This is a genomic window from Novosphingobium sp. KA1 (genome assembly GCF_017309955.1).
Lineage (GTDB): Bacteria > Pseudomonadota > Alphaproteobacteria > Sphingomonadales > Sphingomonadaceae > Novosphingobium.
The window spans coordinates 2324688-2348761 of record NZ_CP021247.1 but is presented as its reverse complement, the minus strand read 5'-3'; the positions used below and the strand labels follow the sequence as shown (position 1 = coordinate 2348761).

Annotated in this window: 21 protein-coding genes; 3 read left to right on the top strand and 18 right to left on the bottom strand. The window is 67.2% G+C overall.

The window, feature by feature from the left end:
* Positions 1 to 53: 53 nt before the first annotated feature.
* Positions 54 to 2177 (bottom strand): bifunctional rhamnulose-1-phosphate aldolase/short-chain dehydrogenase, encoded by a 2124-nt coding sequence (locus tag CA833_RS11335; RefSeq protein WP_207078087.1) that lies wholly within the window; start codon positions 2175 to 2177, stop codon positions 54 to 56.
* A 110-nt stretch (positions 2178 to 2287) separates the two neighbouring features.
* On the opposite strand from CA833_RS11335, the gene CA833_RS11330 reads away from it, so the two are divergent.
* The 3 genes from CA833_RS11330 (at position 2288) to CA833_RS11320 (ending at position 5872) form a co-directional block, all read left to right on the top strand.
* Positions 2288 to 3703 carry an FGGY-family carbohydrate kinase gene (locus CA833_RS11330; protein ID WP_207078086.1) on the top strand — a complete coding sequence of 472 codons (1416 nt, stop codon included), beginning with the start codon at positions 2288 to 2290 and terminating at the stop codon, positions 3701 to 3703.
* Between the two features lie 60 nt (positions 3704 to 3763).
* Positions 3764 to 4840, top strand: a complete 1077-nt coding sequence (gene rhaT / locus CA833_RS11325; protein ID WP_207078085.1) for an L-rhamnose/proton symporter RhaT — start codon at positions 3764 to 3766, stop codon at positions 4838 to 4840.
* Between the two features lie 258 nt (positions 4841 to 5098).
* The gene (locus CA833_RS11320; protein WP_142637845.1) at positions 5099 to 5872 is read left to right on the top strand and encodes a DeoR/GlpR family DNA-binding transcription regulator; all 774 of its coding nucleotides are present in this window, start codon (positions 5099 to 5101) and stop codon (positions 5870 to 5872) included.
* Positions 5873 to 6097: 225 nt separating this feature from the next.
* Here the strand turns inward: CA833_RS11320 and CA833_RS11315 are convergent, their stop codons facing one another.
* From CA833_RS11315 to cyoA, 17 genes are all read right to left on the bottom strand, one after another.
* Entirely contained in the window at positions 6098 to 7423 is a 1326-nt protein-coding gene (locus CA833_RS11315) for a glycoside hydrolase family 1 protein (RefSeq protein ID WP_242526044.1), read from the bottom strand.
* A 10-nt stretch (positions 7424 to 7433) separates the two neighbouring features.
* Positions 7434 to 8291, bottom strand: a complete 858-nt coding sequence (locus tag CA833_RS11310) for an alpha/beta hydrolase (protein WP_242526043.1) — start codon at positions 8289 to 8291, stop codon at positions 7434 to 7436.
* Entirely contained in the window at positions 8288 to 8767 is a 480-nt protein-coding gene (locus CA833_RS11305) for a hypothetical protein (RefSeq protein WP_142635233.1), read from the bottom strand. The genes CA833_RS11310 and CA833_RS11305 overlap by 4 nt, the downstream gene beginning before the upstream one ends.
* Positions 8767 to 11052, bottom strand: coding sequence for a TonB-dependent receptor (locus CA833_RS11300; protein WP_207078084.1), 2286 nt, complete (start codon positions 11050 to 11052; stop codon positions 8767 to 8769). Before CA833_RS11300 ends, CA833_RS11305 begins: the two co-directional genes overlap by 1 nt.
* A gap of 37 nt (positions 11053 to 11089) precedes the next feature.
* Positions 11090 to 11923, bottom strand: a complete 834-nt coding sequence (locus CA833_RS11295; RefSeq protein ID WP_207078083.1) for a fumarylacetoacetate hydrolase family protein — start codon at positions 11921 to 11923, stop codon at positions 11090 to 11092.
* A 47-nt stretch (positions 11924 to 11970) separates the two neighbouring features.
* Complete coding sequence (locus CA833_RS11290; RefSeq protein ID WP_207078082.1) at positions 11971 to 12855, bottom strand: VOC family protein; 885 nt, start codon at positions 12853 to 12855, stop codon at positions 11971 to 11973.
* Positions 12852 to 13283, bottom strand: coding sequence for a heme-binding protein (locus CA833_RS11285; protein WP_207078081.1), 432 nt, complete (start codon positions 13281 to 13283; stop codon positions 12852 to 12854). The genes CA833_RS11290 and CA833_RS11285 overlap by 4 nt, the downstream gene beginning before the upstream one ends.
* Positions 13280 to 14803 carry a bifunctional 3-(3-hydroxy-phenyl)propionate/3-hydroxycinnamic acid hydroxylase gene (locus tag CA833_RS11280; protein WP_207078080.1) on the bottom strand — a complete coding sequence of 508 codons (1524 nt, stop codon included), beginning with the start codon at positions 14801 to 14803 and terminating at the stop codon, positions 13280 to 13282. Before CA833_RS11280 ends, CA833_RS11285 begins: the two co-directional genes overlap by 4 nt.
* Before the next feature lie 15 nt (positions 14804 to 14818).
* Complete coding sequence (locus tag CA833_RS11275) at positions 14819 to 16054, bottom strand: amidohydrolase family protein (protein WP_207078079.1); 1236 nt, start codon at positions 16052 to 16054, stop codon at positions 14819 to 14821.
* Between the two features lie 110 nt (positions 16055 to 16164).
* Positions 16165 to 17094, bottom strand: coding sequence for a LysR family transcriptional regulator (locus CA833_RS11270; protein ID WP_207078078.1), 930 nt, complete (start codon positions 17092 to 17094; stop codon positions 16165 to 16167).
* 24 nt (positions 17095 to 17118) lie between these two features.
* On the bottom strand, positions 17119 to 17688 hold the full coding sequence (locus CA833_RS11265) for a response regulator transcription factor (protein ID WP_370584504.1): 570 nt from the start codon (positions 17686 to 17688) through the stop codon (positions 17119 to 17121).
* A 20-nt stretch (positions 17689 to 17708) separates the two neighbouring features.
* Entirely contained in the window at positions 17709 to 19019 is a 1311-nt protein-coding gene (locus tag CA833_RS11260; RefSeq protein WP_142635248.1) for an ATP-binding protein, read from the bottom strand.
* Positions 19007 to 19747, bottom strand: a complete 741-nt coding sequence (locus tag CA833_RS11255; protein ID WP_207078077.1) for an SURF1 family protein — start codon at positions 19745 to 19747, stop codon at positions 19007 to 19009. Before CA833_RS11255 ends, CA833_RS11260 begins: the two co-directional genes overlap by 13 nt.
* Positions 19748 to 19769: 22 nt before the next feature.
* On the bottom strand, positions 19770 to 20087 hold the full coding sequence (gene cyoD, locus CA833_RS11250) for a cytochrome o ubiquinol oxidase subunit IV (protein ID WP_142637849.1): 318 nt from the start codon (positions 20085 to 20087) through the stop codon (positions 19770 to 19772).
* A 62-nt stretch (positions 20088 to 20149) separates the two neighbouring features.
* Positions 20150 to 20794: a cytochrome o ubiquinol oxidase subunit III gene (gene cyoC, locus CA833_RS11245; protein WP_370584503.1), complete on the bottom strand. Its 645-nt coding sequence runs from the start codon at positions 20792 to 20794 to the stop codon at positions 20150 to 20152.
* A 3-nt stretch (positions 20795 to 20797) separates the two neighbouring features.
* Complete coding sequence (gene cyoB, locus CA833_RS11240) at positions 20798 to 22804, bottom strand: cytochrome o ubiquinol oxidase subunit I (RefSeq protein ID WP_142635254.1); 2007 nt, start codon at positions 22802 to 22804, stop codon at positions 20798 to 20800.
* A gap of 6 nt (positions 22805 to 22810) precedes the next feature.
* The gene (gene cyoA / locus CA833_RS11235; protein ID WP_142635256.1) at positions 22811 to 24064 is read right to left on the bottom strand and encodes a ubiquinol oxidase subunit II; all 1254 of its coding nucleotides are present in this window, start codon (positions 24062 to 24064) and stop codon (positions 22811 to 22813) included.
* Positions 24065 to 24074 lie beyond the last annotated feature (10 nt).

Genomic DNA, 24074 nt, shown 5'->3' with positions numbered 1-24074 from the left:
CTTGCCCGTTCGGGGACCGCGCCGGTTCGCGCGTTCCCCGAAATCATCTCTTATCAGCGCGTGAAGGCCTGTGCGTTACCCGCATCGACATTGATCATGTTGCCGGTGGATTTCGCCGACTGGTCGCCCGCGAGGAAATACACGGCCTCGGCAATGTCGGACGGCAGCACGTCGCGCTTCAACATGGAGCGGTTGCGGTAGTGCTCTTCCAGTTCCTTGCCGGTATCGATCCCGTGGGCGCCCGCGCGTTCCTTGCGCCAGTCGCCGTCCCAGATCTTGCTGCCCTTGATGACCGCATCGGGATTGACGACGTTGACGCGGATGCCGTGGGGCGCGCCTTCCAGCGCCAGGCAGCGCGCAAGGTGGTTCGCCGCCGCCTTGGCGGAAGCATAGGCCGAGGCGTTGGTGGCCGCCGCCACGCCGTTCTTCGAACCGATGAACACCACCGAAGTGCCGCCCTGCTCCTTCATCCCCTTCAGCAGCGGCCATGCGGCGCGGCTGGTGAGGAAGTAGCCCTGCGCCAGCACGTCGTAATTGCGGTTCCACAGTTCGATCGTGGTTTCCTCGATCGGGGCCGAGGAAGCAATACCGGCATTGGCGACAAGGATGTCGAGCCCGCCGAATTCCCGCGCCGCGACGGCAAAGGCTTCGGAGACTTGCGCCTCGTCGGTCACGTCGCAAACGGCGGCGCGGACCACGTCCTTGCCGAACTGTTTCGCGAACCCGGCGCGGACTTCCTCGACGGCATTCGCATCGCGATCGGCCAGCAGCACGCAGGCGCCGTCCGCCATCAGGCGCGCGGCGGTGGCGGCGCCGATGCCGCCTGCACCGCCGGTGACAAGCGCCACGCGGCCAACCAGAGGCTTGGGCGCGGGCATGCGCTGGAGCTTGGCTTCCTCAAGCAGCCAGTATTCGATGTCGAACGCTTCCTGCTCGTCGAGCGCGATATAGTCGCCGATCGCCTCGGCGCCGCGCATCACATTGATGGCGTTGCCGTAGAATTCCCCGGCAAGACGCGCGGTGGTCTTGTCGGTGGCGAACGTGATGCGGCCGACGCCGGGGACCAGCACGACCACCGGGTTGGCATCGCGCATCGCGGGCGAGTTGGGACGCTTGCAGCGCTCGTAATAGGCTGCGTACATGGCGCGATAATCGGCGATTTTCTGCGCGAGGTAGGCATCGTCCCGAAGGCGCGCGGGATCGAGCGTCAGGGGAGCGATCTTGGTGCGCAGGAAGTGATCGGGGCACGAGGTGCCCAGCGCGGCAAGGCGCTCGAACTCGGCCGAGTTCACGAATTCCAGCGCTTCGGCATCGTCCGAAAAATGGCCGACCTTACGCCGCGCCCCGGTCATCTGACCACGCAGGCGGGGCATAAGGTCGGCAGCAAGGGCTGCGCGGTCCGAGGAGGAGGAATGGACCGCACCACCGAAAGCAGGTTTTTCGGAAAGCTTCGCGTTGAGGTAGTTCGCCGCATCGGCGATCAGCTCTACGGTATGTTCGTAACAGGACTTGGCGCTGTCCGCCCAGCAGATGATGCCATGGCCGGCGAGCATGACGCCCTCCACGCCGGGGTTGGCCGCCACATAGTCGCGCAGCATCACGCCCAGCGTGTAGCCGGGGCGCTTCCAGCCGAGCCAGCCGATCTTGCCGCCCCAGATTTCCTTCGTCGCCGCCTCGCCGCCCGAGCTGGCAGCCAGCGCGATGATCGCATCGGGGTGGACGTGATCGACATGCGCGAAGGGCAGCAGCGAGTGCAGCGGCGTGTCGATCGAGGCGGCACGGCCGTTCAGGTTGAACGTGCAGTGCGGCAGGAAGCCGACCATCTTGTCGTCGTCTTCAGGGCCGTTGTAGTGGTTCTCAAGGCCGAGCAGCTTGTGCTGGTAGAGCGTGGCGAAACCGTCCAGCTTCATCGAACCGATGTCGCCGCCCGAACCCTTCACCCACAGCACTTCCACCGCCTCGCCGGTCAGCGGGTCGATCTCTTCCAGCTTGGCGGACGTATTGCCGCCGCCGAAATTGGTGACGGTGAGGTCCGAACCCAGCAGGTTCGAACGGTACAGCAGCAATTCGGGGGGAGAAAGCGTGGCGGCAACCGAGTCGTCCCAGCGGCTGGCGGGGACCGAGAAGGGAAGCGCGGCGCTCTGGGCCGCCGGTTTGGCAGGGGCAATCGTGTCCATGGGCATCCTCTAACGAAACCTCTTTTCAGGTTCAATCTGATTCGATACTAAACGATCAAATCCAATCAAACAACACCATGTTCACGCATGGTGAAAAATGGGCAGAGCGAATGGCAGGAAGCGGCACCTATATTGTCGTCGATATCGGCAAGACCCTCAGCAAACTGACGCTGTGGACCAAGGGCGGGCGCATGATCGACCGCCAGGTCCGCCCCAACGTGCCGTGCGAAGTGGACGGCGTGCGCTGCCTCGATGCCGCGGGAATCGGCCAATGGCTGCGCGCGACGCTGCGCGGCTGGGCGGGTCATCCGGTGGAAGCGCTGATCCCGGTCGCCCACGGCGCGGGCTTTGCCGCGCTTGGCGAAGAGGGCCTGCTGTTCCCCCCGCTCGACTACGAACAGCCGCTGCCCGCAGAGGTCATGGCCGCCTACCGCAAGGAGCGCGACCGATTCGTGCTGACCGGATCGCCCGCCCTGCCCGACGGCCTCAACCTCGGCGCGCAGGTCTACTGGATGGCCCGGCGCCATCCCGAGGCGATGGAACGCGCGGCGCTGGTCCCCTGGGCGCAATACTGGGCCTGGTTCCTCTCCGGCGCGCTTGCCAGCGAAGTGACCAGCCTGGGCTGCCACACCGACCTGTGGTGCCCGGCGGATGCCCGCTTCTCGCCGATGGCCGAGCGGCTCGGCTGGGCGGAGCGCTTTGCCCCGCTCGCCAAGGCCAGCGACGTGGTCGGCACCCTGCGCCCCGAGCTCGCCGCCGAGACCGGGCTTCCCGCCAATGCCAAAGTGCTGGCGGGCCTGCACGATTCGAACGCGGCCCTGCTCGCCGCGCGCGGTTTTGCCGAGATCGCCCGGCAGGAAGCGACGATCCTTTCCACCGGCACCTGGTTCATCGCCATGCGGCTGGCCGCCGAGACGGTGTCGCTGTCCGCCTTGCCCGAGGCGCGCGACACCCTCGTCAATGTCGACGCCTATGGCTGGCCGGTGCCCTCCGCGCGCTTCATGGGCGGGCGCGAGATCGAGAGCGTGATCCAGATCGACACCCGCCGGGTCGACATCCGCCCCGACCAGCCCAAACTGCTCGAAGCGGTGCCTGCGCTGCTGGAACGCGGCACGATGATGCTGCCCACGCTCGCCCCCGGTTTCGGGCCCTTCCCGCACGGCAAGGCCGAATGGGTGAACCGCCCCGAGGAATGGGCCGGCACCTGGTATGCGCGGCGCGCGGGCGTCTGTCTTTATGCGGCGATGGTCGCCGATACCGCGCTCGACCTCATCGGCTCGAAGCAGCGCCTGCTGATCGAGGGGCGTTTTGCCGATGCCGAAGTCTTCGTGCGCGCGCTCGCCGCGCTGCGCCCGGAGACCGAAGTCTTTGTCGCCAATGCCCATAACGACGTCTCGTTCGGGGCGCTGCGGCTGATCAACCCGATGCTGCAGGCCCAGGGCGGCCTGCGCCGCGTCGAGCCGCTGGAAGGTGACCTTGCGGGCTACCGTGCGACATGGCGCGAACAGGTGCGGCAACCGGCCTGACCCTCCCGCCATCCACATAATGACACGATAACAACAAGATAACGAGAGGATCAGACTGAAATGGGAGGCAATCCGGCGCTGGGCGTCATCTTCCACTGGCTGGGCGGCTTTGCCTCGGCCAGCTTCTACGTGCCCTACAAACGCATCAGGCTGTGGTCCTGGGAAGTGTTCTGGCTGGCGGGCGGGATCTTTTCCTGGCTGATCGCGCCCTGGGTCTTCGCCTCGCTGCGGACCGAGAACCTCATCGGCGTGCTCACCGCCGCGCCCGCCTCCACCTTGCTGTGGTGCTGGTTCTGGGGCGCGATGTGGGGCTTCGGCGGGCTGACATTCGGCCTCACCATGCGCTATCTCGGGCTCTCGCTCGGCATGGCGGTGGCGCTGGGGCTGACCACGGTGATCGGCACGATGGGACCGCCGATCTTCCATGGCACCATCGGCGCAATCGCCGGTCGCACCAGCGGGCAGCTGACCCTGCTGGGCATTGTCATCACGCTCGTCGGCATCGTTGTCGTCGCACGGGCGGGCCACGGCAAGGACAAGGATCTGGGCGGGCAAGCGTCGGAAGGCGTGGCCGAGTTCAATCTCAGGAAGGGCCTGCTGATCGCGGTGTTTTCCGGCGTGATGTCGGGCTGCTTCGCCTGGGGGCTCGACGCCGGCCAGCCGATCCGCGACCTGACGCTGGCGGCGGGCACCGATCCCCTCAGCCAGGGCCTGCCGGTGCTCTGCGTTGTCCTTTCGGGCGGGCTGACCACCAACCTCATCTGGTGCGCGCTGCTGATCCGCCGCAACCGCAGCTTCGGCCAATTCCTCGGCGCCAGCAACGGCGATGAGGGCAGCACCCGCGCGCCGCTGCTCGCCAACTACCTGCTGGCGGCGCTCGGCGGCACCTTGTGGTATTTCCAGTTCTTCTTCTACACCATGGGCGAGAGCCAGATGGGGCGCTACGGCTTCTCCTCGTGGACGCTGCACATGGCCTCGATCATCCTGTTCTCCACGCTCTGGGGCTTCGCGCTCAAGGAATGGCGCGGGGCGAGCCGCCGCACGCGGGCGCTGGTGCTGACCGGCATCGGCCTGCTGGTGGGCGCCACCGTGGTGATCGGCGCGGGCAACATGCTGGACGCCGGCGGGGCTATTTGAAAATCCGGCGGTGCCGGATTTTGGCGGCACCGGCCCGCTCCCGTCCCGAAGAACACGAAAGGGTCCGGGGGACCTTTTCGCTGAGGGGGCCGACCACGCATCAGGATACACTCGTGGGTGGCCGGGTGGGGGCGTGGGCCGGTGCCGCCTCGAAAATACCCCGCAGGGCATTTTCAGAAGCGAGAATGATGGATTTTGAGCGAAATTGGCGGCATGGGGGTGGCCAGCGGCCTCCCCCGCATGGGCGACAGGAAGACGATGCATTCGACCGAGCGTGAAAGACTGATCCTCGAAGCCCTGCGGCCCAGCGGCTTTGTCACCTATCGCGACCTGGAAGCGCAGCTGGACGCCTCGCCCGCAACGATCCGGCGCGACCTCTCGCGGCTGGAGGAGGAGGGCCAGCTCCTGCGCGTCCACGGCGGTGCCAAGCTGCCCGAGGAGCGCGCCGACCGCCAGCCGGGCCTTGCCGGCACCCCGTTCGAGCAGTCGATCACCCAGCACCTGCCCGCCAAGCAGGCGATCGGCAAGGCCGCCGCCGCGCTCTGCCAGCCGGGCGAGGCGATCATGCTCGACGGCGGCACCACCACCTTGCAGATGTGCGCCCACCTCGACGGGCTGGACTGCCAGGTGCTGACCAATTCACTGCACATCGTTCAGGCCCTGCTGCCGCAATCCGGCACGCGGGTGCTGCTGCCCTCGGGCACGGTGTTCCGGGAACAGAACATCGTGCTGGCCCCGGCGGGCGAGGATTCGATGCCGCGCTTCCACGCGCCGAAGCTGTTCATGGGCGCCGCCGCCGTCGGCCCGCAGGGGGTGATGCAGCAGGACGTGATCCTCGTCGCCGCCGAACGCCGCTTCATGGACCGGGCCGAGGAAGTGATCCTGCTGGTGGACAGCTCCAAGTTCCGTTCCTCCTCCGGCGCGATCGTCTGCGGGCTGGACGAGGTGGACGTGGTGGTCACCGATGCCGGTATCCCCGCCGAGATGGCCGAACGGTTGCGTGAGGCGGGGGTTCGGGTGGTGGTGGCCTGAAGCAAACAACAAGAGGAAGTCCTGGGGCCCTTCGACAAGCTCAGGAGATCCCCCAGACCCTCAAAATGTCTTCGTTGCACCTCGCCTATCCGTAATACACTCCCTGCGGCGCAGCCCTTATGTCTCCCGACGCAGCCATGGGCGCGCATCGGCTAGATAGCACCTGACCTAGACGGTAATGGGGGTGCAGGGGGGCTATGCTCCCCTGCTTTAATCCCTTCCCCCTTAAAGCGAATTCCGCCTGGCAATCCCGCCCAAGACCGAAGCGCTCGGCTTGGGCGTGCGGGCGAAGGTCGTGCGGTCCACGCTGCACAGGCCGAAGCGCGGCTTGTAGCCGAAGATCCATTCGAAGTTGTCGAGCAGCGACCAGTGCACGTAGCCGAGCACCGGCACGCCCTCGTCGATCGCCTGCTTGAGGCCTTCCAATGCCGCCGGGATGAAGCGCGCGCGCAGCGTGTCGTCGTCGGTGCCGACGCCGTGTTCGGAGACCAGCACGGGAACCTTGGTCGCCGCGTGGACATAGCGCACCGCGCCCGCCAGCGAGGGCGCCCAGACTTCGGTGCCGGACCAGTTGCGGTCGCCGCCATCGGGCGGCGGCAGGTGGCCCTTGTCGTTCCAGACCGCGCGTTCGTAGTTCTGGACGCCGATGAAGTCGTCCTGCCTGGCCAGTTCCAGCCAGGCGCCGTAGTTCTCGGCGCGGACCTTGTCGCGCAGCGAGTTCTTGCCGGCCGCCTGATCGTCGATCACCGAAAGCGTGAAGCCCACCGGCAGGTCGCCGCGCACCGCCTTGATCGCGGCGCGGGCCGCCTTGTGCCCGGCCATGAGCCCGTGCTGGAGCGCCTCGATGTCCTCGCGCCCGGCCACGTTGGCGCAGACGAACCTGGCGACGCCCAGCTTCTTGGCCGCGGCCTCCATCGAGGCGCGCTGCATGTCCCAGACCGGCGGCGGCAGGATGTTGCGCAGGATGAGCAGGATGTTGGGTTCGTTGAGGGTCATGGCCATGGCGATGCCGTCGCCGAAGGCGCGCATGACACGCTCGCAATAGCGGGCGAAGAGCTGTGCGGCATCGGGGTTGGTCCAGCCCCCTTGCGCGCTGAACCAGCGCGGCGCGGTGAAGTGGTTGAACGACACCAGCGGCTGGAGGCCGCGCGCGTGGCACCCGTCGACGATGCGCTTGTAGTGATCGAGCATGGCCTGCGAGAACAGGCCCTTTTCCGGCTCGATCCGTGCCCATTCGACGCTGAAGCGGTAGGAGGTGAGGCCAAGCCCCTTCACGATGTCGAGGTCGCTGGCCCAGAGTTCGAGGCTGTTGCAGGCATCGCCCGAAGGCTCGGAAAAGATCGTCGGCGTCAGGTGTTCGACAAACCAGGTATCGGAGGCGGTGTTGTTGCCTTCCACCTGGTGCCCTGCGGTGGCGGCGCCCCACAGGAAACCCTTGGGAAACGCCGGGTTCGGGCGCCTGGCGGCGGCACGCGCCATCATCGGCGCGGCGGCGGCCATGGCGCCGGCCGCAAGCAGGCCGCGGCGGTCGAGATCGGGAATACGGGTCATCGGGGGCCTCTCAGTTATGGTCTGCGAAGAAGGCGAGCAATTCGTCCGACAGGCGGCGGTCCGCCGTGCCGAGGTGCATCGCCATCGAGTAGTGGTTGTGCCCGGAGGCATAATGCGCGCGCGGCAGCCGTCCGTGGCGGCCGAGGCGGCCCTGCAGCATGCTGGCCCATTCGGCCTGGAAGCGCGGCGGATCGAACTCGGCGCAGGCCAGCAGCAGCGGCAGGCGGGTTTCCATCACCGCGGTCAGCGGCATGCGCAAGGCATAGCAGTCCTGCGGGCCGTAATAGCGCATGTCGCGCTCGTCGAGCGGGGTGACGCCGTAGAGCCCGGAAAGCAGCGCGGCGCCGCGCACGAGCCGCTCATGATCCTCGCGCGCCTTGAGGAAGGCCGAGACATGGACCGCCCCCGCCGAAGTGCCGAGCAGGAAGATACGCTCCGGATCGCCGCCATGACCGGCGGCATGGCCGCGCAGCCAGTCGACCGCGAGGCCGACGTCCTCTGCCCCCGAAGGCCACAGGTGCTGCGGCGCGAGGCGGTAGTTCATCACCGCGCCGAGCATTCCGTTTGCCGCCGCCCAGCGGCCGACATGGGCATTGGCCCAGCTGTCAGCCCCGCCCTTGTCGCCGACCAGGAAGCCGCCGCCGTGGACAAAGAGGACGACCGGACGCAGGTCCTCCCCCTCGCCCTGCCGGTAAAGGTCGAGCCGGTTGCGCGCATCCGGACCATAGGCACAGTCGAGGGCGAGGGGCGGCAGCGCGGCGGCGAGCGGGGCCTGTTCGGCTTCGTAGAGATCGCGCATCGCCGCGACCACGTCCGGGCCGAGGCGGGTGCCGATCCCGCGAATCACGGCATTCATGCCCCCGTTCATACACCGCTCCCTGCGATCCTGCGGGCGTAGAGCCGGGTGAGCGCAAAGCGCGTGCAGACCAGCCCCAGCCCTGCCCCGTAGACGATCTTGAACACCAGCGCCGGAAGGCTCGGCACCGCGTCCAGCGGACCGAACAGCGCCAGCGCGGCCAGTGCCGCCGCGCTGGCGAGCCCCGCCAGCACGCCGAGACACACGGTGCGCGCGATCTCGCCCGTTTCCGGCCCCTCACCCGCGCCGATCAGCCCCGCCTTGCGCAGCTTCGCCCGCATCACAAGCGCGGGAACCAGCGATGCCATCAGCGAGACCATCAGCCCTTGTGGCAGGAAATCGAGCGCCAGGCGATCCGGCGCGCCGGTCGCCAGCGCCCGCTCCCCCAGTCCGAAGACCAGGACGAAGAACGCGGCGCTCAAGACCGCGTTGATCGCCGCGCTCACCGCCTGCTCCCCTCGCAGCAGGCGGTCCAGCGTCTGGGGCATCAGAACTTGGCGTCCAGGCTGATGCCGACGTTGCGGTACGACATCGGCCCGTAGATCGCGCCGATGTTCGGCTCGTAGGCGCCCGAGTAGCTCTGGCTGGTGTAGGGGAAGTCGCTCTGCATCAGCGCCGGCTCGTGGACGTTGAAGGCGTTGCGCACAAAGACGGCCACCGTGTAGCGGTCATCCGCGGTTTTCACGCCGATGCGTCCGCCCACCATCCAGTGCGCCTTGAAGGTGGTGTCGGAGACCGAGTTGGCCTCATAGCGCACGCGCGACTTCCACTGGGTGTCGAGCGCGATGAAACCGCCGAAGTTCTCGCCCAGGTCCACGTCGTACTGGCCCGAGAGCGTGAACTTGTAGCGCGGCGAATAGGCCAGCTGGCTGCCGCCGATGTTGGTGCCGTCGGTACCGATGAAGTTCTTGGGATAGGTCGCCTTAGCGTAGATGAAACCGGTGTTGAGCGAGAGGTTCCGGGTCACGTTGCCGAAGAAGTTGATCTCCGCGCCGCGCGTCTTGACGCCGTTGATGTTGGTCTGGTCGCACGAGATGACGCCGGTGCTGTCCACCGTGCAGTTCTGCGCCTGGAAGTTGTCGATCTTCATGTAGAACACGCTGGCATCGGCCACCCAGCCGCCGAACAGCGTGGCCTTGACACCCGCTTCGTAGGATGTGGGGACCTCGGGCAGCACGACATAGGGATCTTCATTGGTCGGCACCGCGATCTGGCCGCCCTTGAACCCGCGCGAGACGGTGGCGTAGGCCATCGCGTCCGACGCCAGGTCGTACTGGGTGCCCAGGCGCCAGGACCACTTCTTGGCATTGAGGTGGGTGCCCCCGTCGCGCGCGCCGAGCGTGTCGTACGTGTCGAGCGAGAGGCGATCGGTGGTGTAGCGCACGCCGCCGATCAGGCGCCAGGCGTCGGTCACGTGGCCGGTGAGCTGGCCGAAGACGGCGAGCGATTCGTCGCGGATCGTCAGCTGCGGCGTGGTGTTGGTGACGATCGGGATCGTCAGGCCCGGGAACGGCACCAGCGTCACGTCGACGACTTCGGCGGCGCGGGTCTGCTTCTGGTTCGAATAGAACATGCCCGCGGTATATTCGATGGGATTGCCCGCCGCCGAGCTGATGCGGAATTCCTGGGTGAACTGGCTGAGGTCACGGTTGACCGGCGAGTTGTGGACCTGGAGTTCGAGCACATCGGCGCGGAACACGTTGGATGCCGCGCCGTAGCCCGATTCGCCCGACTTGCGCACCGAGGTGATCGAGGTCAGCGTGAAGGGATCGGCCTCGTAGTCGACCTGGAGCGAGCCGCCGTACGTCTCGGTGTGGCCGACGTACGTTTCGTCCGAGCAGTAGTTGCGATTGCCGGCCTTGGCCGTGACACCGCAGGACTCGAGACGGTCGGTGATGCCGGTCGTATCCTCGCCGGCGCCGCCGAAGAAGTAGCCCGGGCCGCTGGTCTTCACGAACGTGAAGAAGTCGCCGCCGTTCTCGTAGCGGCTCTTGGAATAGTCGCCGATCAGGTTGACCGTCAGGCGGTCGGTCGGTTCCCACAAGAGGCGGCCGCGCAGGCCGTAGCGGTCGGTATCGTTGAGCTCGCCGGTGGTGGCATTGCGGTTGACGCCCTGGCGCAAGTTGGCGACGCCCGAGACGCGCAGCGCCGCGTTGGCTGCCAGCGGCACGTTGACGAGGCCCTGCACCACCTGGTTGCCGTACTTCGAACCCGCGGTGCCGGCATCCGAAAGCTCGGTGCGCAGGCGGGCGGAGAAGCGCGTGAAATCGGGCTTGTTGGTGGTGATGTTGATGACGCCCGCCGAGGTGGTCAGGCCGAACAGGGTGCCCTGCGGGCCCTTCAGCACTTCGATGCGGGCAACGTCGAAGAGGTCGGAGATATTGGCATTGCCCTGGCTGACCTGGTCAACAACAACACCCACCGAGGCCACGGCACCGGGCGAGAAGGTCTGCGTGCCGATGCCGCGGATCGAACCGCCGCCGCCGGTGTTCTGGCCGGGCGCCTGCTGGATCTCGAGGCTCGGCGCGATGCGGGCGAGGTCGTTGACGGTATTGACCTGCTGGCGCTCGAGCTGGGCGGCGCTGGCGACGGTGATCGAGATCGGCACCTCGGTCACCTTCTCGGCGCGGCGCTGGGCGGTGACGATGATGTCGCTGGTGGAAGTCGTCTCCGGGGCCTGCGGAGCGGCCGCCGCGTCCTGCGCCATGGCAGGCGCGGACAGCGCGCCGAAGGCAATGCCGGTGAGCAGTGCGACCTTGCGAATGGTGTTCATGATGTCTCTCCCTCGTATTATACTTGTCGTTGGTCTGTCAGGCTTCGTCGATGACGGGGTTGGTGAGCGTGCCGATCACGCCGATGGAAACTTCCACGCTGTCGCCCGCCTTGAGGTAGAGCGGGGGCCTACGCTTGTCGCCGACGCCGCCGGGGGTGCCGCTGGCGATCACGTCGCCGGGCTTGAGGTCGGTGAAGGTCGAGCAATAGGCGATGACCGTGGGGATATCCCAGATCATGTCCGAGATCGGCTGGTCCTGCACCAGCTCGCCGTTCACGCGGGTCTGCACGCGCTGCGAGGCGAGGTCCTCGACGTCCGAGGCCGCGACCATCGCGGGGCCGAAGCCGCCGGTGCCGGGCCAGGTCTTGCCGGGGGTGAACTGGATGTTGTGGCGCTGCCAGTCGCGGATCGAACCGTCGTTGAACGGCGCGAAACCGGCGACGTGTTCCCAGGCGTTCTCGGGCGCGATGCGGCGGCCGCCCTTGCCGATGATGACCGCCAGTTCGCCCTCGTAGTCGAAGCGCTCGCTTTCGGGCGGGCGGACCATCGCCTCGCCGTCGGCGATCAGGCTGTCGGCCCAGCGGGTGAAGATCGCCGGGTGTTCCTTCTGCTCGCGGCCGGTCTCGGCCACGTGGGTGGCGTAGTTGAGGCCGACGCAGAGAATCTTTTCCGGGTTCGGAACGACCGGCAGCAACTTCACCGCGGCAAAGGCGAACTCACCGGTCGCGGCCAGCGCGGCGAGATCGCCGGCCAGTACGTCCTTCAGCCAGGCATCCGCGCCGGGTGCGCCGAGATCGATCACCTTGTCCCCTTCGAGGCGGCCGAAGCTCCCGGTGCCATCGGGACGTTCAAAGCTGATGTAACGGTTCATGCGTAGTCTCCCCTGCCCCCGCGTCTCCGGCGGCGGCGGTCAAATGGTCAGAGCGGCGCGGCTTGCCAGTCGCGGCGGAAGCGGAAGCGTTCCTCGGCCCGGCGCAGGCCTTCGAAGTCCTTGTCGGACACGCCCCACTGGTCGATGCGGTTCGGCGGCCAGGTCCAGTCTTCCGGGGCCCCGGCCCGATAGTCTTCCGGCACCTTCTCCACGGCGGTCGAGAACTCGATCACCGGGCCGAACGGGGCGATGAAGTAGGCGTAGACATTGGCGCCGGGGCCGTGACGGCCGGGGCCCCAAGCCGGAACCATCGCATGATCGCGCAGACGGCCGATGCCGCGCATCACCGCGTCGATGTCCTCCATCTCGAAGGCGACATGGTTGAGCGAGGCGAACCCGGCGCGGGCAAAGGCGGTGGAATGGTGGCTGTCGTTGCAGCGCACGAAGACCATGCCTTTGGTGCGGTCGGACACGAGGAAGCCGAGAATGTCCTCCACCGCATGGCCGCAGGCTTCGGCATCGGCGGCGTTGAACACCACGTGGGTGAGCTTCACCGGCAGGTCGCGCCCGGTGATCGGCTCGACTTCGGTAGCGTCCACCAGAAAGCGCAGGATCGTGCCTTCGGGCAGTTCGACCAGCAGGCCGTGGCCGCCGCCGAGATCGTGGCTGGTGGTCGCTCTGGCGGTCCAGCCCGCGGCGGCGATGCGCGCCTTCAGCGCGTCCAGTTCTTCGCCCGTGCAGACAAACGTGGTCGAGCGGACGAACTCGTCCTCGCTCTTCTCGAACGCGACGAGGTAGGGGAACGGGCCGGAGCCGCGCAGGTAATGGGTGTCACCCTTCGTCTCCGCCGCGGCCATGCCCCAGACCTGGGTCATGAAGGTGGCGGCGGCCGCCGGATCGGGCAGCGCCAGTTCGATGCTGCGCAGTTTCATGGCTTTTGCTCCTGAAGAAGACCCGCCGCCCGGATGCCGGCGCGGGCGCAGTCGGCATCGCATTCGCCGGTGTCACCGCTGACGCCGACGGCGCCGATCAGCGTGCCGGCGCCGTCGCGGATCACCCCCCCCCCGGGCGAGAACGCGATGCGGCCGCCGACGGCAGCGGTGACGCTTTGAAAGAAGGTCGGGTTGCCCTTGGCCCGCTCGGCAAGGACGGCGGTATCCGCGTCCATGCCCACGGCGCCCTCGGCCTTGGCCCTGGCAATGTCGAAGCGGTAGAGGCTCGCCCCGTCCTCGCGGGCGAAGGCGACCGGGTGGGCGCCCGCGTCGAGCACGATCACCGCGAGCGGCTTTGCCCCCCTCGCCCGCGCTTCGGCAAGGGTGCCGGTGACGATGGCCTGTGCAGCGGCAAGCGTGAGGGTCATGCGGCAAGCTCCTGATGGCTGGAAAGCTGCGCCGCGCGGGCGGCGAGAAGGTCTTCGGCGCTGTGGCCGGCAGTGCCGAAAACGTAGTGGTCGGGGCGGACCAGCACGGCATCGACGCCGTGATCGTCCAGCCATGCGGTGACCGCACCATTGTCCGGCAGGGTCGAGGCCGAAACCCGCGTGACGCCCTCGGCCTGACCCGGCACGGCATCGTCGCGCACGAAGAGGCGCCAGTCGCCGCCGGTCAGCTCGTCGAGCTTGCGGCCGTCGGTGAGCACCGGCTGCACGAAGCGCACGCCCGCACCTGGCGTCTGCGCCAGCACCACGCCCTCGGCAATCGCCGGGATCAGGTCATGCGCGGTCTCGCCCGACTTCTGCGCCGCTTCCGCGCGGATGCGGGCATCGCGCTGCGCGGCCTTGGCGGGATCGAGTTCGCAGATGTAGCGACCGGCCGCGACCGCCGCGCCGATCACCGCACGGACATGCGGATCGCGCTCGCGCTGGTAGGTCGCCAGCACCGCAGGCGCGGCGCCGTGGTTGGCCACCGCGTCCATCTTCCACGCCAGATTGGCAACATCGCGCAGGCCGTGGCACATGCCCTGCCCGAAGAACGGCGGGGTCTGGTGCGCGGCGTCCCCGGCGAGGAAGACATTGCCGACCTGCCACCGGTGCGCGACGAGGCCGTGAAAACGATAGGTCGCGGCGCGCACGATCCGGTGCGGCACATCGGCCATCCACGCGCCGACCAGTTCGGCGACCTTCCCGGGCGCCATCATCGCGGTGTCGTCCTCGCCGGGGAGCAGCATGAACTCCCAGCGGCGATGGTCGCGGCGGCCGGGCACCACCGTGGCGGGGCGCGCGGGATCGCACATCATCACCGAAAGACGCTGGAGATCGGCCCCCTCGGGCACGCCGGAAAGCGGCGGAAACGCGACCGGGCCTTCCACTTCGGCATCGACGACAAGCCAGGGTTCCTCGAACTGGAGATCGTCCAGCACGACGCCCAGCGCCTTGCGCACCGCGCTGCGGGCGCCGTCGGCGGCAATCACCCAGCGGGCACGGGCGCTGCGGGCGTCGGCACCGTCGCGATAATCGACCGTCACCCCGTCCGCGTCCTGCGTCAGCCCGGTGAAGCTGGCGCCGAGCTTCAGCTCGACGTTCGGCATCGCCGCAAAACCCTCGCGCAAGTGCGCCTCGAGTTCGGGCTGGTAGAAGAAGTAGTCGTTGGCCCAGCCGAACGGGCGCGGCTTGCCCACGGTGCCCATGTAGCGGATCACGCCATGGTCGGCGCCGACGTGGAGGTGGCCGTCGGTGGCGATCATGTCGCCCTCGACCCGGCCGATCACCCCGGCGGACTGGAACAGGCGCATCATCTCGTGATCGAGATGGACCGCGCGCGGCAGCGGGTAGTGTTCCAGTTCCCGTTCGAGAACCAGCACCTTGAGCCCTTTCAGGCCGAGAAGGTTCGCGGCCAGCGCGCCCACCGGGCCGCAGCCTACGACAACCGCGTCGTAAGTCATCGATTTAGCCCCTGGTTACTCTGTTGCCGCGATCTCGGCGGGCGCCTTGTGGAGCGCGCCGCCCTTCATGATCATCGTCAGCCGGTCCTTGTCCTGCAGGATGGCGACGTCCGCGGTGGGATCGCCGTCGACCAGCAGGAGGTCGGCCAGCCAGCCTTCCTTCACCAGCCCGACCTCGAGCCCCATCAGCTCGCCGCCGTATTGGGTGGCGGAGCGCAGGGCCTCGGCGGGGGTGAAGCCGAAGTACTGGACAAAATGTTCCAGATCGCGGGCATTGCGGCCATGCGGATTGAACGGGAAGCCATAGTCGCCGCCGGTCAGGATACGTACGCCGCGCGCCTTGAGTTCGGGCACCAGCTTGCCTTCGAGGCCCATGCGCTCGTTCGCGCTGGCCTTCATGTGCGTCATGTCGACATGCGGCGGTGGGCTGGCCTCGATCGCGGCGACCGAAACGCCGGGACCGGGCGCGTAGAAGAACTTGTCCTTCTCCGCCGCCATGCGCTCGACCGTCGCCGCGTCGGCGAAGGAGCAGTGGTAGAGGATGCGCACGCCGGCATCGAGGGCGAGGCCGATGGCCTCGGGCGAATAGGCGTGGGCGGCGATCCACATGCCGGCCTCGCGCGTCGCTTCTCCGGCCGCCAGCATTTCCTCGGCCGTATAGAGCACCTGCATCGCCGAACCGGGCTTGAGCGCATCTTCGCCCGAGACTACCAGCTTGATCGACTGGACACCCTCGTCCTTGCAGTAGGAGACGAACCCGCGCATCGCCTCGGGCCCGCGGCCGTTAAACACGTCGCCGGTCTCGACGCCTTCGTCGCCTTCGGGGCTGCGTTCGAGGGTGGAGGGCACCATGCGCGGCCCCGGCGTCTCGCCCGCCGCGATGGCGCGGGCCAGTTCCGGCTCGATCATGTCGCCCAGCGCGCCGGCCGAGTAGATCGAGGTGAAGCCATGGTCGAGCAGTACCCGCGCATTGCGCCAGGCCGCGACCTTCAGCTCGTCAGGCGGGAGGATGAACTGGTGGTAGATCTTCTCGACCGAAGACCCCCAGGTGAGGTGGGTATGCGCGTCGACCAGACCCGGCATCAGCGTCTTGCCGCGCCCGTCGATCGCCACCTCGGCGGTTTCTCCCGCCAGCGCGTCCGCGCCATAGGCCACACGGGCGATCCGCTCGCCGTCCACCAGCACCGAGCCGGTCTGGAGAGCGCTGCCGCTGCCGTCGAAGATGGATACATCGCGGATCAGGGTCCGCATCGCTCTCTCCCGTTTTTATCTTTCGGCCCATGTTCCCGGCCTGAGAGCGGTTTAGCGGGTCAGCGCATCCAAAGTAAAATAATGATATTTCAGATCACCATAGTCAAAAACTATGGAACGGGCGGAAGCGCCGCCAGCATCGCCTCGGCTAGCGGGGAAAGTGCGCCGCCTTCCATGCGCAGCACGCCGACGCTGCGTTCGAACACCGCCTCGGTTATGGCGATGGCGCGGATCGAACCGTCGGACATGCCGTCGAGCGCCACCGTGCGCGGCAGCACGGTCACCCGGTCGGTATCGCGCACGATGGCGCGGGTGGTCAGCAGCGAGTCGCAGCGGATCGTGGTGCGCGGCACCGAGACGCCCGCGGCAATGAACAGGGCATCGACCTGGCGGCGGAACGCGCCGCGCGCCTCGGGCAGCACCCAGGGCAGCGCCTCCACCTCGCGCAGCGAAACCCGCTCGCCCAGCGCCGCGTGGTGGGGCCCGACGATCAGCGCGAAGGGATCGCGCGCCGCGGTCACCTCGGTCATGCCCTCGGGGATGGTTTCGATGCGGGTGGTGACCATGGCCAGTTCGATCTCGCCCTGGCGCAGCATCTCGTGGAGTTCGGCGTCCGGCCGCTCGACGACGCTCAGCGCAAAATCGCCGACCGCCGCTTCCATGCGCATGATCGCGCCGGGCAGCAGCGTCAGCAGCGCGCCGGGGGTGCCGCCGATGCGCAAGGGGCCGGAGATGCGGTGGCGGGCATGCTCGACGTCGCTCACCGCATCGGCCAGCAGCGTGGCCAGCGCCTCGGAGCGGCGCTGCAGCACCAGCCCCTCGCGGGTCAGCGCGATGCCGCCGCGTCCGCGCTCGAACAACACGGTGCCGAGGCGGCTTTCGAGCAAGGCGATGGTGTTGGATACCGAAGGCTGCGAGAGGTTGAGCGCGCGCGCCGCCGCGCTGATCGAGCCGGTTTCGCAGACCGCACGGAAGGTCAGCAGCGCCCGCGGATCGACGGCGGGCAGGCGCGCCTTGCGCGGCGCGGTATGATCGGCCATCTGTCTACCCCTCCCCGCTGCGGCCTAGACCTGGCGCTTTTCGAGCTTGCGCGCGAGCGTCCGGCGATGGAGGCCGAGGCGGCGCGCCGCTTCGGAAATGTTGAAGTCGCACTCGACCAGGGTGCCGTGGATATATTCCCACTCCAGCGTCTTGATCGAACTCTTGCGCCCGTCGACCGGGACGCTGGCATCGCCCTCGCCGTCGCTGGCGAAGGCCGCCTCGATATCGTCGGTGTTGGAGGGCTTGGCCAGATAGTGCGAGGCGCCGAGCTTGATCGCCTCCACGGCGGTGGCGATCGAGGCGTAGCCGGTCAGCACGACGATGCGGGTCTGCGGCGCGCGGCCATGCAGCATCTGCACCACCGAGAGCCCGGACGAGGCGCCGAGCTTGAGGTCGACCACCGCGTAGTCGAAATCGGCGGCGGCGCAGAGCCGTTCGGCCTCTTCCGGGCTGGCGGCCGAGCTCACGAGATACCCCCGGCGCTCGAACGAACGGCGCAAGGTCCGCGCGAAAGTCGGGTCATCCTCGACGATCAGCAGGGTCGCACTGTCCCCGCACGGGGCGGCGCTATCGGTGATGGCAGGCTCGGTCAAAAGGTGGCCCCGATCTTATGTTATTCGTCACCCTTCCTGGGCTCGTAGGCCAGTGTAGCAAGGGGAATCGCAAGTTGCACCCTTGCCCCGCGACCGGGCAGGTTGTCGACCGCTACTTTGCCGCCGAGCTTGCGGATCACGTTGACCACCAGGAACAGCCCCAGCCCGCCGCCGTCGCGCCCCTTGGTCGAGGCATAGGGCTGGCCGACGCGCGGCAGGATTTCCGCCGCAAAGCCCGGCCCGCGGTCGCTGACGGTCAGCACGAGGCGGCCCGATTCGACCCAGGCCTCGATCACCACGAGGTCGGGCGAGACTTCCACGGCATTGTCGATGACGTTGCCGATGACCTGCCGGAGCCCGGGATCGGAGACGATCGAGCGGTCGACGTCGATCGAATCGAGGAAACGCAGTTCGCCCGGCATGCGCGGGCGCCATTCCTCGAGGATCTCGCCGATGAAACCGCGCAAGGTGGTGACCGCCGGCGCCACCCCGCGCATCTCGCCCGCCGACATCAGGATGCCGCTGACGATGGTCTTGCAGCGCTCCAGCTCGCGGCGCACGTCGATGAGGTCGGCGGCAAGGTCGGGGTCTTCGGCGATCGCGGGTTCGTGGGTCCAGTCGCCCAGGATCACCGAGATCGAGGAAAGCGGCGTGCCCAGTTCGTGCGCCGCGCCGGAGGCCAGCAGGCCCATGCGGATGATGTGGTCTTCCTCCGCCGCCTGCTGGCGCAGCGCGGCGAGCTTGGCATCGCTCTCGCGCCGGGTGAGGTCGAGGCGGGCGACAAAAACGATCAGCAGCACCGCGGCCAGCACGAAGCACAGCAGGCTGCCGTAGAGATAGAGCTGGAACGGATCGCGCCCCTGCACCGGCAGCTGGAGCGGTTCGTGATAGAACGTCAGCAGCAGCACGCAGAGGCAGGCGTTGATCGCCACCAGCGAACTCCACCTGAGGTCGAGGATGACCGCGGCGATGACGATCTGCAGCAGGAACAGGAAGGTGAAGGGATTGGTCGCCCCGCCCGAATGGTAGAGCTGCCAGCACAGCGCGATAACGTCGATCATCAGCGCCGAGAACAGCTCGCCCTGCGAGAACGACTGGCGGCGCAGGACGACGCTGGCCGAGACGAGGTTGACGACGATCAGCAGCAGCGGCGCCATCAGCAGCGGCGCCAGCGAGAGCTTCACGCCGAGGCCCTGCTGGACAACAACGATCGTGGCCAGCTGGCCGACCACCGCCGTCCAGCGCAGCTGCGTGAGCAGCACGATGTTCGCGCGGCTGGCCGAGCTTCCGGGAAGCCCGCGCGGCGCGAACAGGTCGATCAGCCGTTCCATCGGCGGCGGCGCCAGACAAACACCAGCGCCATCGCCGACATCGCCGCCAGCGCGAACCAGGTCAGCGCATAGCTGAGGTGGTTGTCGGGGAAGTGGATCTGGGTGAGGCCGGGCACCGGAGCCAGCCCCTTGGGGCGGTTTGCCTGCTCCACTTGCGCATCGACGAAGGCGGGCACCACGCGGCCGATCCCGCGCGCCTTGGCCATCACGGCGGTGTCGCGCGAGTACCAGCGGTCGGCCTGCGGCTGGTTGGACTGCAGCAGGCTGCCCCCCGGCTCGTCCGAGCGCAGCAGGCCGACAACCCGGACCGCGCCTGGCGGCGTGCTCGCGGCGGCGGTCCTGGCGCTGGTGCCCGCCGGCACGAAGCCGCGGTTCACCCAGACCTGCCGTCCATCCTCGAGCTTCAGCGGCGTCATCGTCCAGTACCCGGTGCCAAGGTCGGTGGCGGCGCGCACCAGGACGGTCGCGCTGCCCGCGTAGCTACCCTGGAGCGAAACGCGCAGATAGTCGAGGTCGGAACCCTTCACCCGCGCGAGGCGGTCGTCGGCGGGAAGCGGGATCGGCTCGGCATGGACCCGCGCGTCGACACGGGCGATCAGCGCGTGTTTCCACTGCAGGCGCTCCACCTGCCAGATGCCGAGGGCCACGAAGGCGGCGAGGGCCAACACGAGAAACGCGGCGAGCCCCCAGGGCCGCCGCGCTTCGTTGGTTTCGATCACTGTGTGCATGATGCGTCTGAAACCGTGGCGATCAGGGCAGCTGCCCCATCTCGTGCGCGCTCATCGGCATCATGTTGTGGTTGAGGTGGTACATGACCCAGAGCGAACCCGACAGCGTGATCACCAGCAGGATGATCGTGAAGATCAGCGCCATGACCGTCCAGCCGTTCTCGGCCTTCGTGTTCATGTGCAGGAAGTAGATCATGTGCACGACGATCTGCACCATCGCGAAGGCCATGATGACCAGCGCGGTGGTCGACTTGTCGGTGATCGCACCGGTCATCACCAGCCAGAACGGAATGGCGGTGAGCACGACCGAGAGCAGGAAGCCGATCACATAATCGCGCATCGTGCCATGGCCGCTGGCGTGCACGTCGTCGACGTGCTCGTTGGGGTGGACGTGGTCGCTCATCACAGCATTCCCATGAGATAGACGAAGGTGAAGACGCCGATCCAGATGACGTCGAGGAAGTGCCAGAACAGCGAAAGGCACATGAGACGGCGCTTGTTGGCCGGGACCAGGCCCTTCTTGCCGACCTGCACGACCAGCGTGAACAGCCAGATCAGGCCGAAGGTGACGTGAAGCCCGTGGGTGCCCACCAGCGAGAAGAACGCGGTGAGGAAGCCCGAGCGCCAGGGGCCGCCGCCCTCGCCGATCATGTGATGGAACTCGTAGAGTTCGATCGACAGGAACGCCGCGCCGAACACGGCGGTGACGAGCAGCCAGGCCTGGGTCGCGCCCTTCTGGTTCTTCTCCATGGCGAGCATGGCGAAGCCGTAGGTGATCGACGAGAACAGCAGCATCGCCGTGTTCACGCCGACAAGCTTGAGGTCGAAGAGATCCTTCGGCCCCGGGCCCGCGGCCAGGTTGCCGCCCAGCACGCCGTAGGCGGCAAACAGCATGGCGAAGATGAGGCAGTCGCTCATCAGGTACATCCAGAAGCCCAGCATGGTGCTGCCGCCTTCGGGATGGTCATGCTCGTCCAGGTCGTAGAAGGCGGCCTGGAGCTGGGGCTGGGACAGCGGGGTCTTCATTTCGGTTACAGTCGCAGTCATCGATCAGGCTCCCGCGGCTGCAAGCTGGCGCGAACGCTCGGCCTCGGCCTGTTCGACCGTCTCGACCGGGATGTGGTAGTCGCGCTTGTAGTTGAAGGTGTGGAAGATCGAGTAGCCGATCACGCCGAGGAACGACACGGCCGCGAGCCACCAGATGTACCAGATCATCGCGAAGCCGAGCGCGGTCGACAGGCCGGCCAGGATGATGCCGGTGCCGGTGCCCTTGGGCATGTGGATCGGACGGAAGCCGGCGGTCGGACGTTCCACGCCGCAGCGCTTCATGTCGTCCCAGGCGTCGATGTCGTGCACGATCGGCGTGAAGGCGAAGTTGTACTCGGGCGGCGGCGACGAGGTCGACCACTCGAGCGTACGGCCCTGCCACGGATCGCCGCTGACGTCCTTGAGTTCCTCGCGCTTCCAGATCGACACCGCGAACTGGACCAGCATGGCACCGATGCCGCCGGCGATCATCGCGGCGCCCAGCGCGGCAATGACGAACCAGATCTGCAGCGAGGGATCGTCGAACACGCGCATGCGGCGGGTGACGCCCATCAGGCCGAGGATGTAGAGCGGGGTGAAGGCGAGCCAGAAGCCCGGGACCCACAGCCAGAAGCTGACCTTGCCCCAGAACTGGTTGAGCTTGAAGCCGAAGGCCTTGGGCCACCAGAAGTTGATCGCCGCGAACAGGCCGAACAGGACGCCGCCGATGATCACGTTATGGAAGTGCGCGATCAGGAACAGCGAGTTGTGCAGCACGAAGTCCGCCGGCGGCACCGCGAGCAGGACGCCGGTCATGCCGCCGATGGTGAAGGTCATCATGAAGGCGACCGTCCACATCATCGGCAGTTCGAACCGGATGCGGCCACGGTACATCGTGAACAGCCAGTTGAACAGCTTGGCGCCGGTCGGGATCGAGATCACCATCGTGGTGATGCCGAAGAACGAGTTGACGCTCGCGCCCGAACCCATGGTGAAGAAGTGGTGGAGCCAGACGAGGTACGACAGGATGGTGATGCAAAGCGTTGCATAGACCATCGACGAGTAGCCGAACAGGCGCTTGCCGCAGAACGTCGAGGTGACTTCCGAGAACACGCCGAACATCGGCAGGATGAGGATGTAGACCTCGGGGTGGCCCCAGATCCAGATCAGGTTGACGTACATCATCGGCGAGCCGCCGAAGTCGTTCGAGAAGAAGTTGAAGCCGAGGTAACGGTCGAGCGAGAGCATCGCCATGACCGCGGTCAGCACCGGGAAGGCGGCGACGATCAGGATGTTGGTGCAAAGCGCGGTCCAGGTGAAGACCGGCATGCGCATCATCGTCATGCCCGGCGCGCGCATCTTGACGATGGTCGCGATCAGGTTGACGCCCGAGAGCAGCGTGCCGACACCGGCGATCTGCAGGGCCCAGATGTAGTAGTCGACGCCGACCCAGGGGCTGTACGCGAGGTTCGACAGCGGCGGATAGGCCAGCCAGCCGGTCTGCGCGAACTCACCGATGAACAGCGAGGCCATGACCAGCACCGCGCCCGCCGTCGTCATCCAGAAGCTGAAGTTGTTCAGGAACGGGAACGAGACGTCGCGCGCGCCGATCTGCAGCGGCACCACGTAGTTCATGAGGCCGGTGACGAAGGGCATCGCCACGAAGAAGATCATGATCACGCCGTGGGCGGTGAAGACCTGGTCGTAGTGGTGGGCGGTGAGGTAACCCTCGCTGCCGTTGAAGGCGATCGACTGCTGGATACGCATCATGACCGCGTCGGCAAAGCCGCGCAGGAACATGACCAGGCCCAGCACGCAGTACATGATGCCGATCTTCTTGTGGTCCACGCTGGTGAACCATTCCTTCCAGAGATAACCCCAGAGCTTGAAGTAGGTGAGGCCGGCCACCATCGCCACGCCGCCAAGGGCGACGACGACGAAAGTGGCGAGCACGATCGGTTCCTGTGGCAGGGCGTCCCACCACAGGCGGCCCAGTAACGGGCTCCAGTGCGAATGGTCTACGGCTTCCATGTTCTGTCAGTTCCGGGAAATCTGGGAGGAATGCGCGGGGGTCGACACGGGAGCGGCCAGCGCTTCCTTGTCACGCGCGAAGAACGACACCGCGGCCTGCGGCTCCGAGATGCCGGCGCCCGAAAGCGTCTTCATCGAGGCCGGGGCCTTCACGCTCTTGTCGGCGACCGAACCGGGGTTCTGGGCGCAGAGCGCACGGACCCAGGCCAGCTCGCGCTGGACGGCGGCGGTCGGGTTGGCGGCGGCGACGGCATCGCGGCCGCCACGGTCGTAGGACAGCATCTCGACGTTGCGGATGCCCGCCTTGCCGAGACCACCGCGCGCGTCGATGGCCATCATCTCGCTGGCGCACATCTTGCCGGGCTGCACGCACATGTTGACGATGGCGTTGTAGAGGTCCGGCGAAACGGCGGAGTAGCGGGTTACCGGCACCTTCTCGCTCGGCTTTTCGAGCTGGAGGTAGACGCTGCGGTCAAGCGTGCCGGCATTGGCGCCGGTCTGCACCGACTTCACCCAGCCGGCGAACTGGTCGTCCGCAACCGCGTGGGTGGCAAAGCGCATGTGCGAGAAGCCCGCGCCCGAATAGTTGGCCGAGAAGCCGACCGAATCACCGGCCTTGTTCATGACCGCGTGGAGGCGGGTTTCCATGCCCGGCATCGCGTAGATCTGGCCGGCCATGGCGGGAACGTAGAACGAGTTCATCACGTTCGCCGAGGTGATCTTGAACTGCAGCGGACGGTTGGTCGGCACGACCAGTTCGTTCACCGTGGCGATACCCTGTTCGGGGTAGATGAAGAGCCACTTCCAGTCGAGCGCGACGACTTCGACTTCCAGCGGCTTGGCGTTCGCCGCGACCGGGGTCTTGGCGTCGAGGCGGCCGATGGTGCGGTAGGGATCGAGAAGGTGGGTGCTCACCCAGGTCAGGGCACCGAGGCAGATGATGATGAGCAGCGGGGCCGCCCAGATCAGCAGTTCGAGCTGAGTCGAGTGATCCCAGTGAGGATCGTACTTCGCGCTCTTGTTCGTGGCACGGTAGTGCCAGGCGAACCACGCGGTAGCCGCCATCACGGGAACGATGATCAGCAGCATCAGCAGGGTCGAGGCGACAACGAGGTCCCCCTGCTGCTGCGCGACATCCCCGGACGGGTGCAGCACAATGGCGTTACAGGCAGTCAGCGCACCCGTCAGCGACAGGGCGGTGGCGATCTTGGCGAGCGCGGACAGGTGCCGCAGCTTCGGTCTGGACTCGGGTGGGCGCATGGTTGGTGCG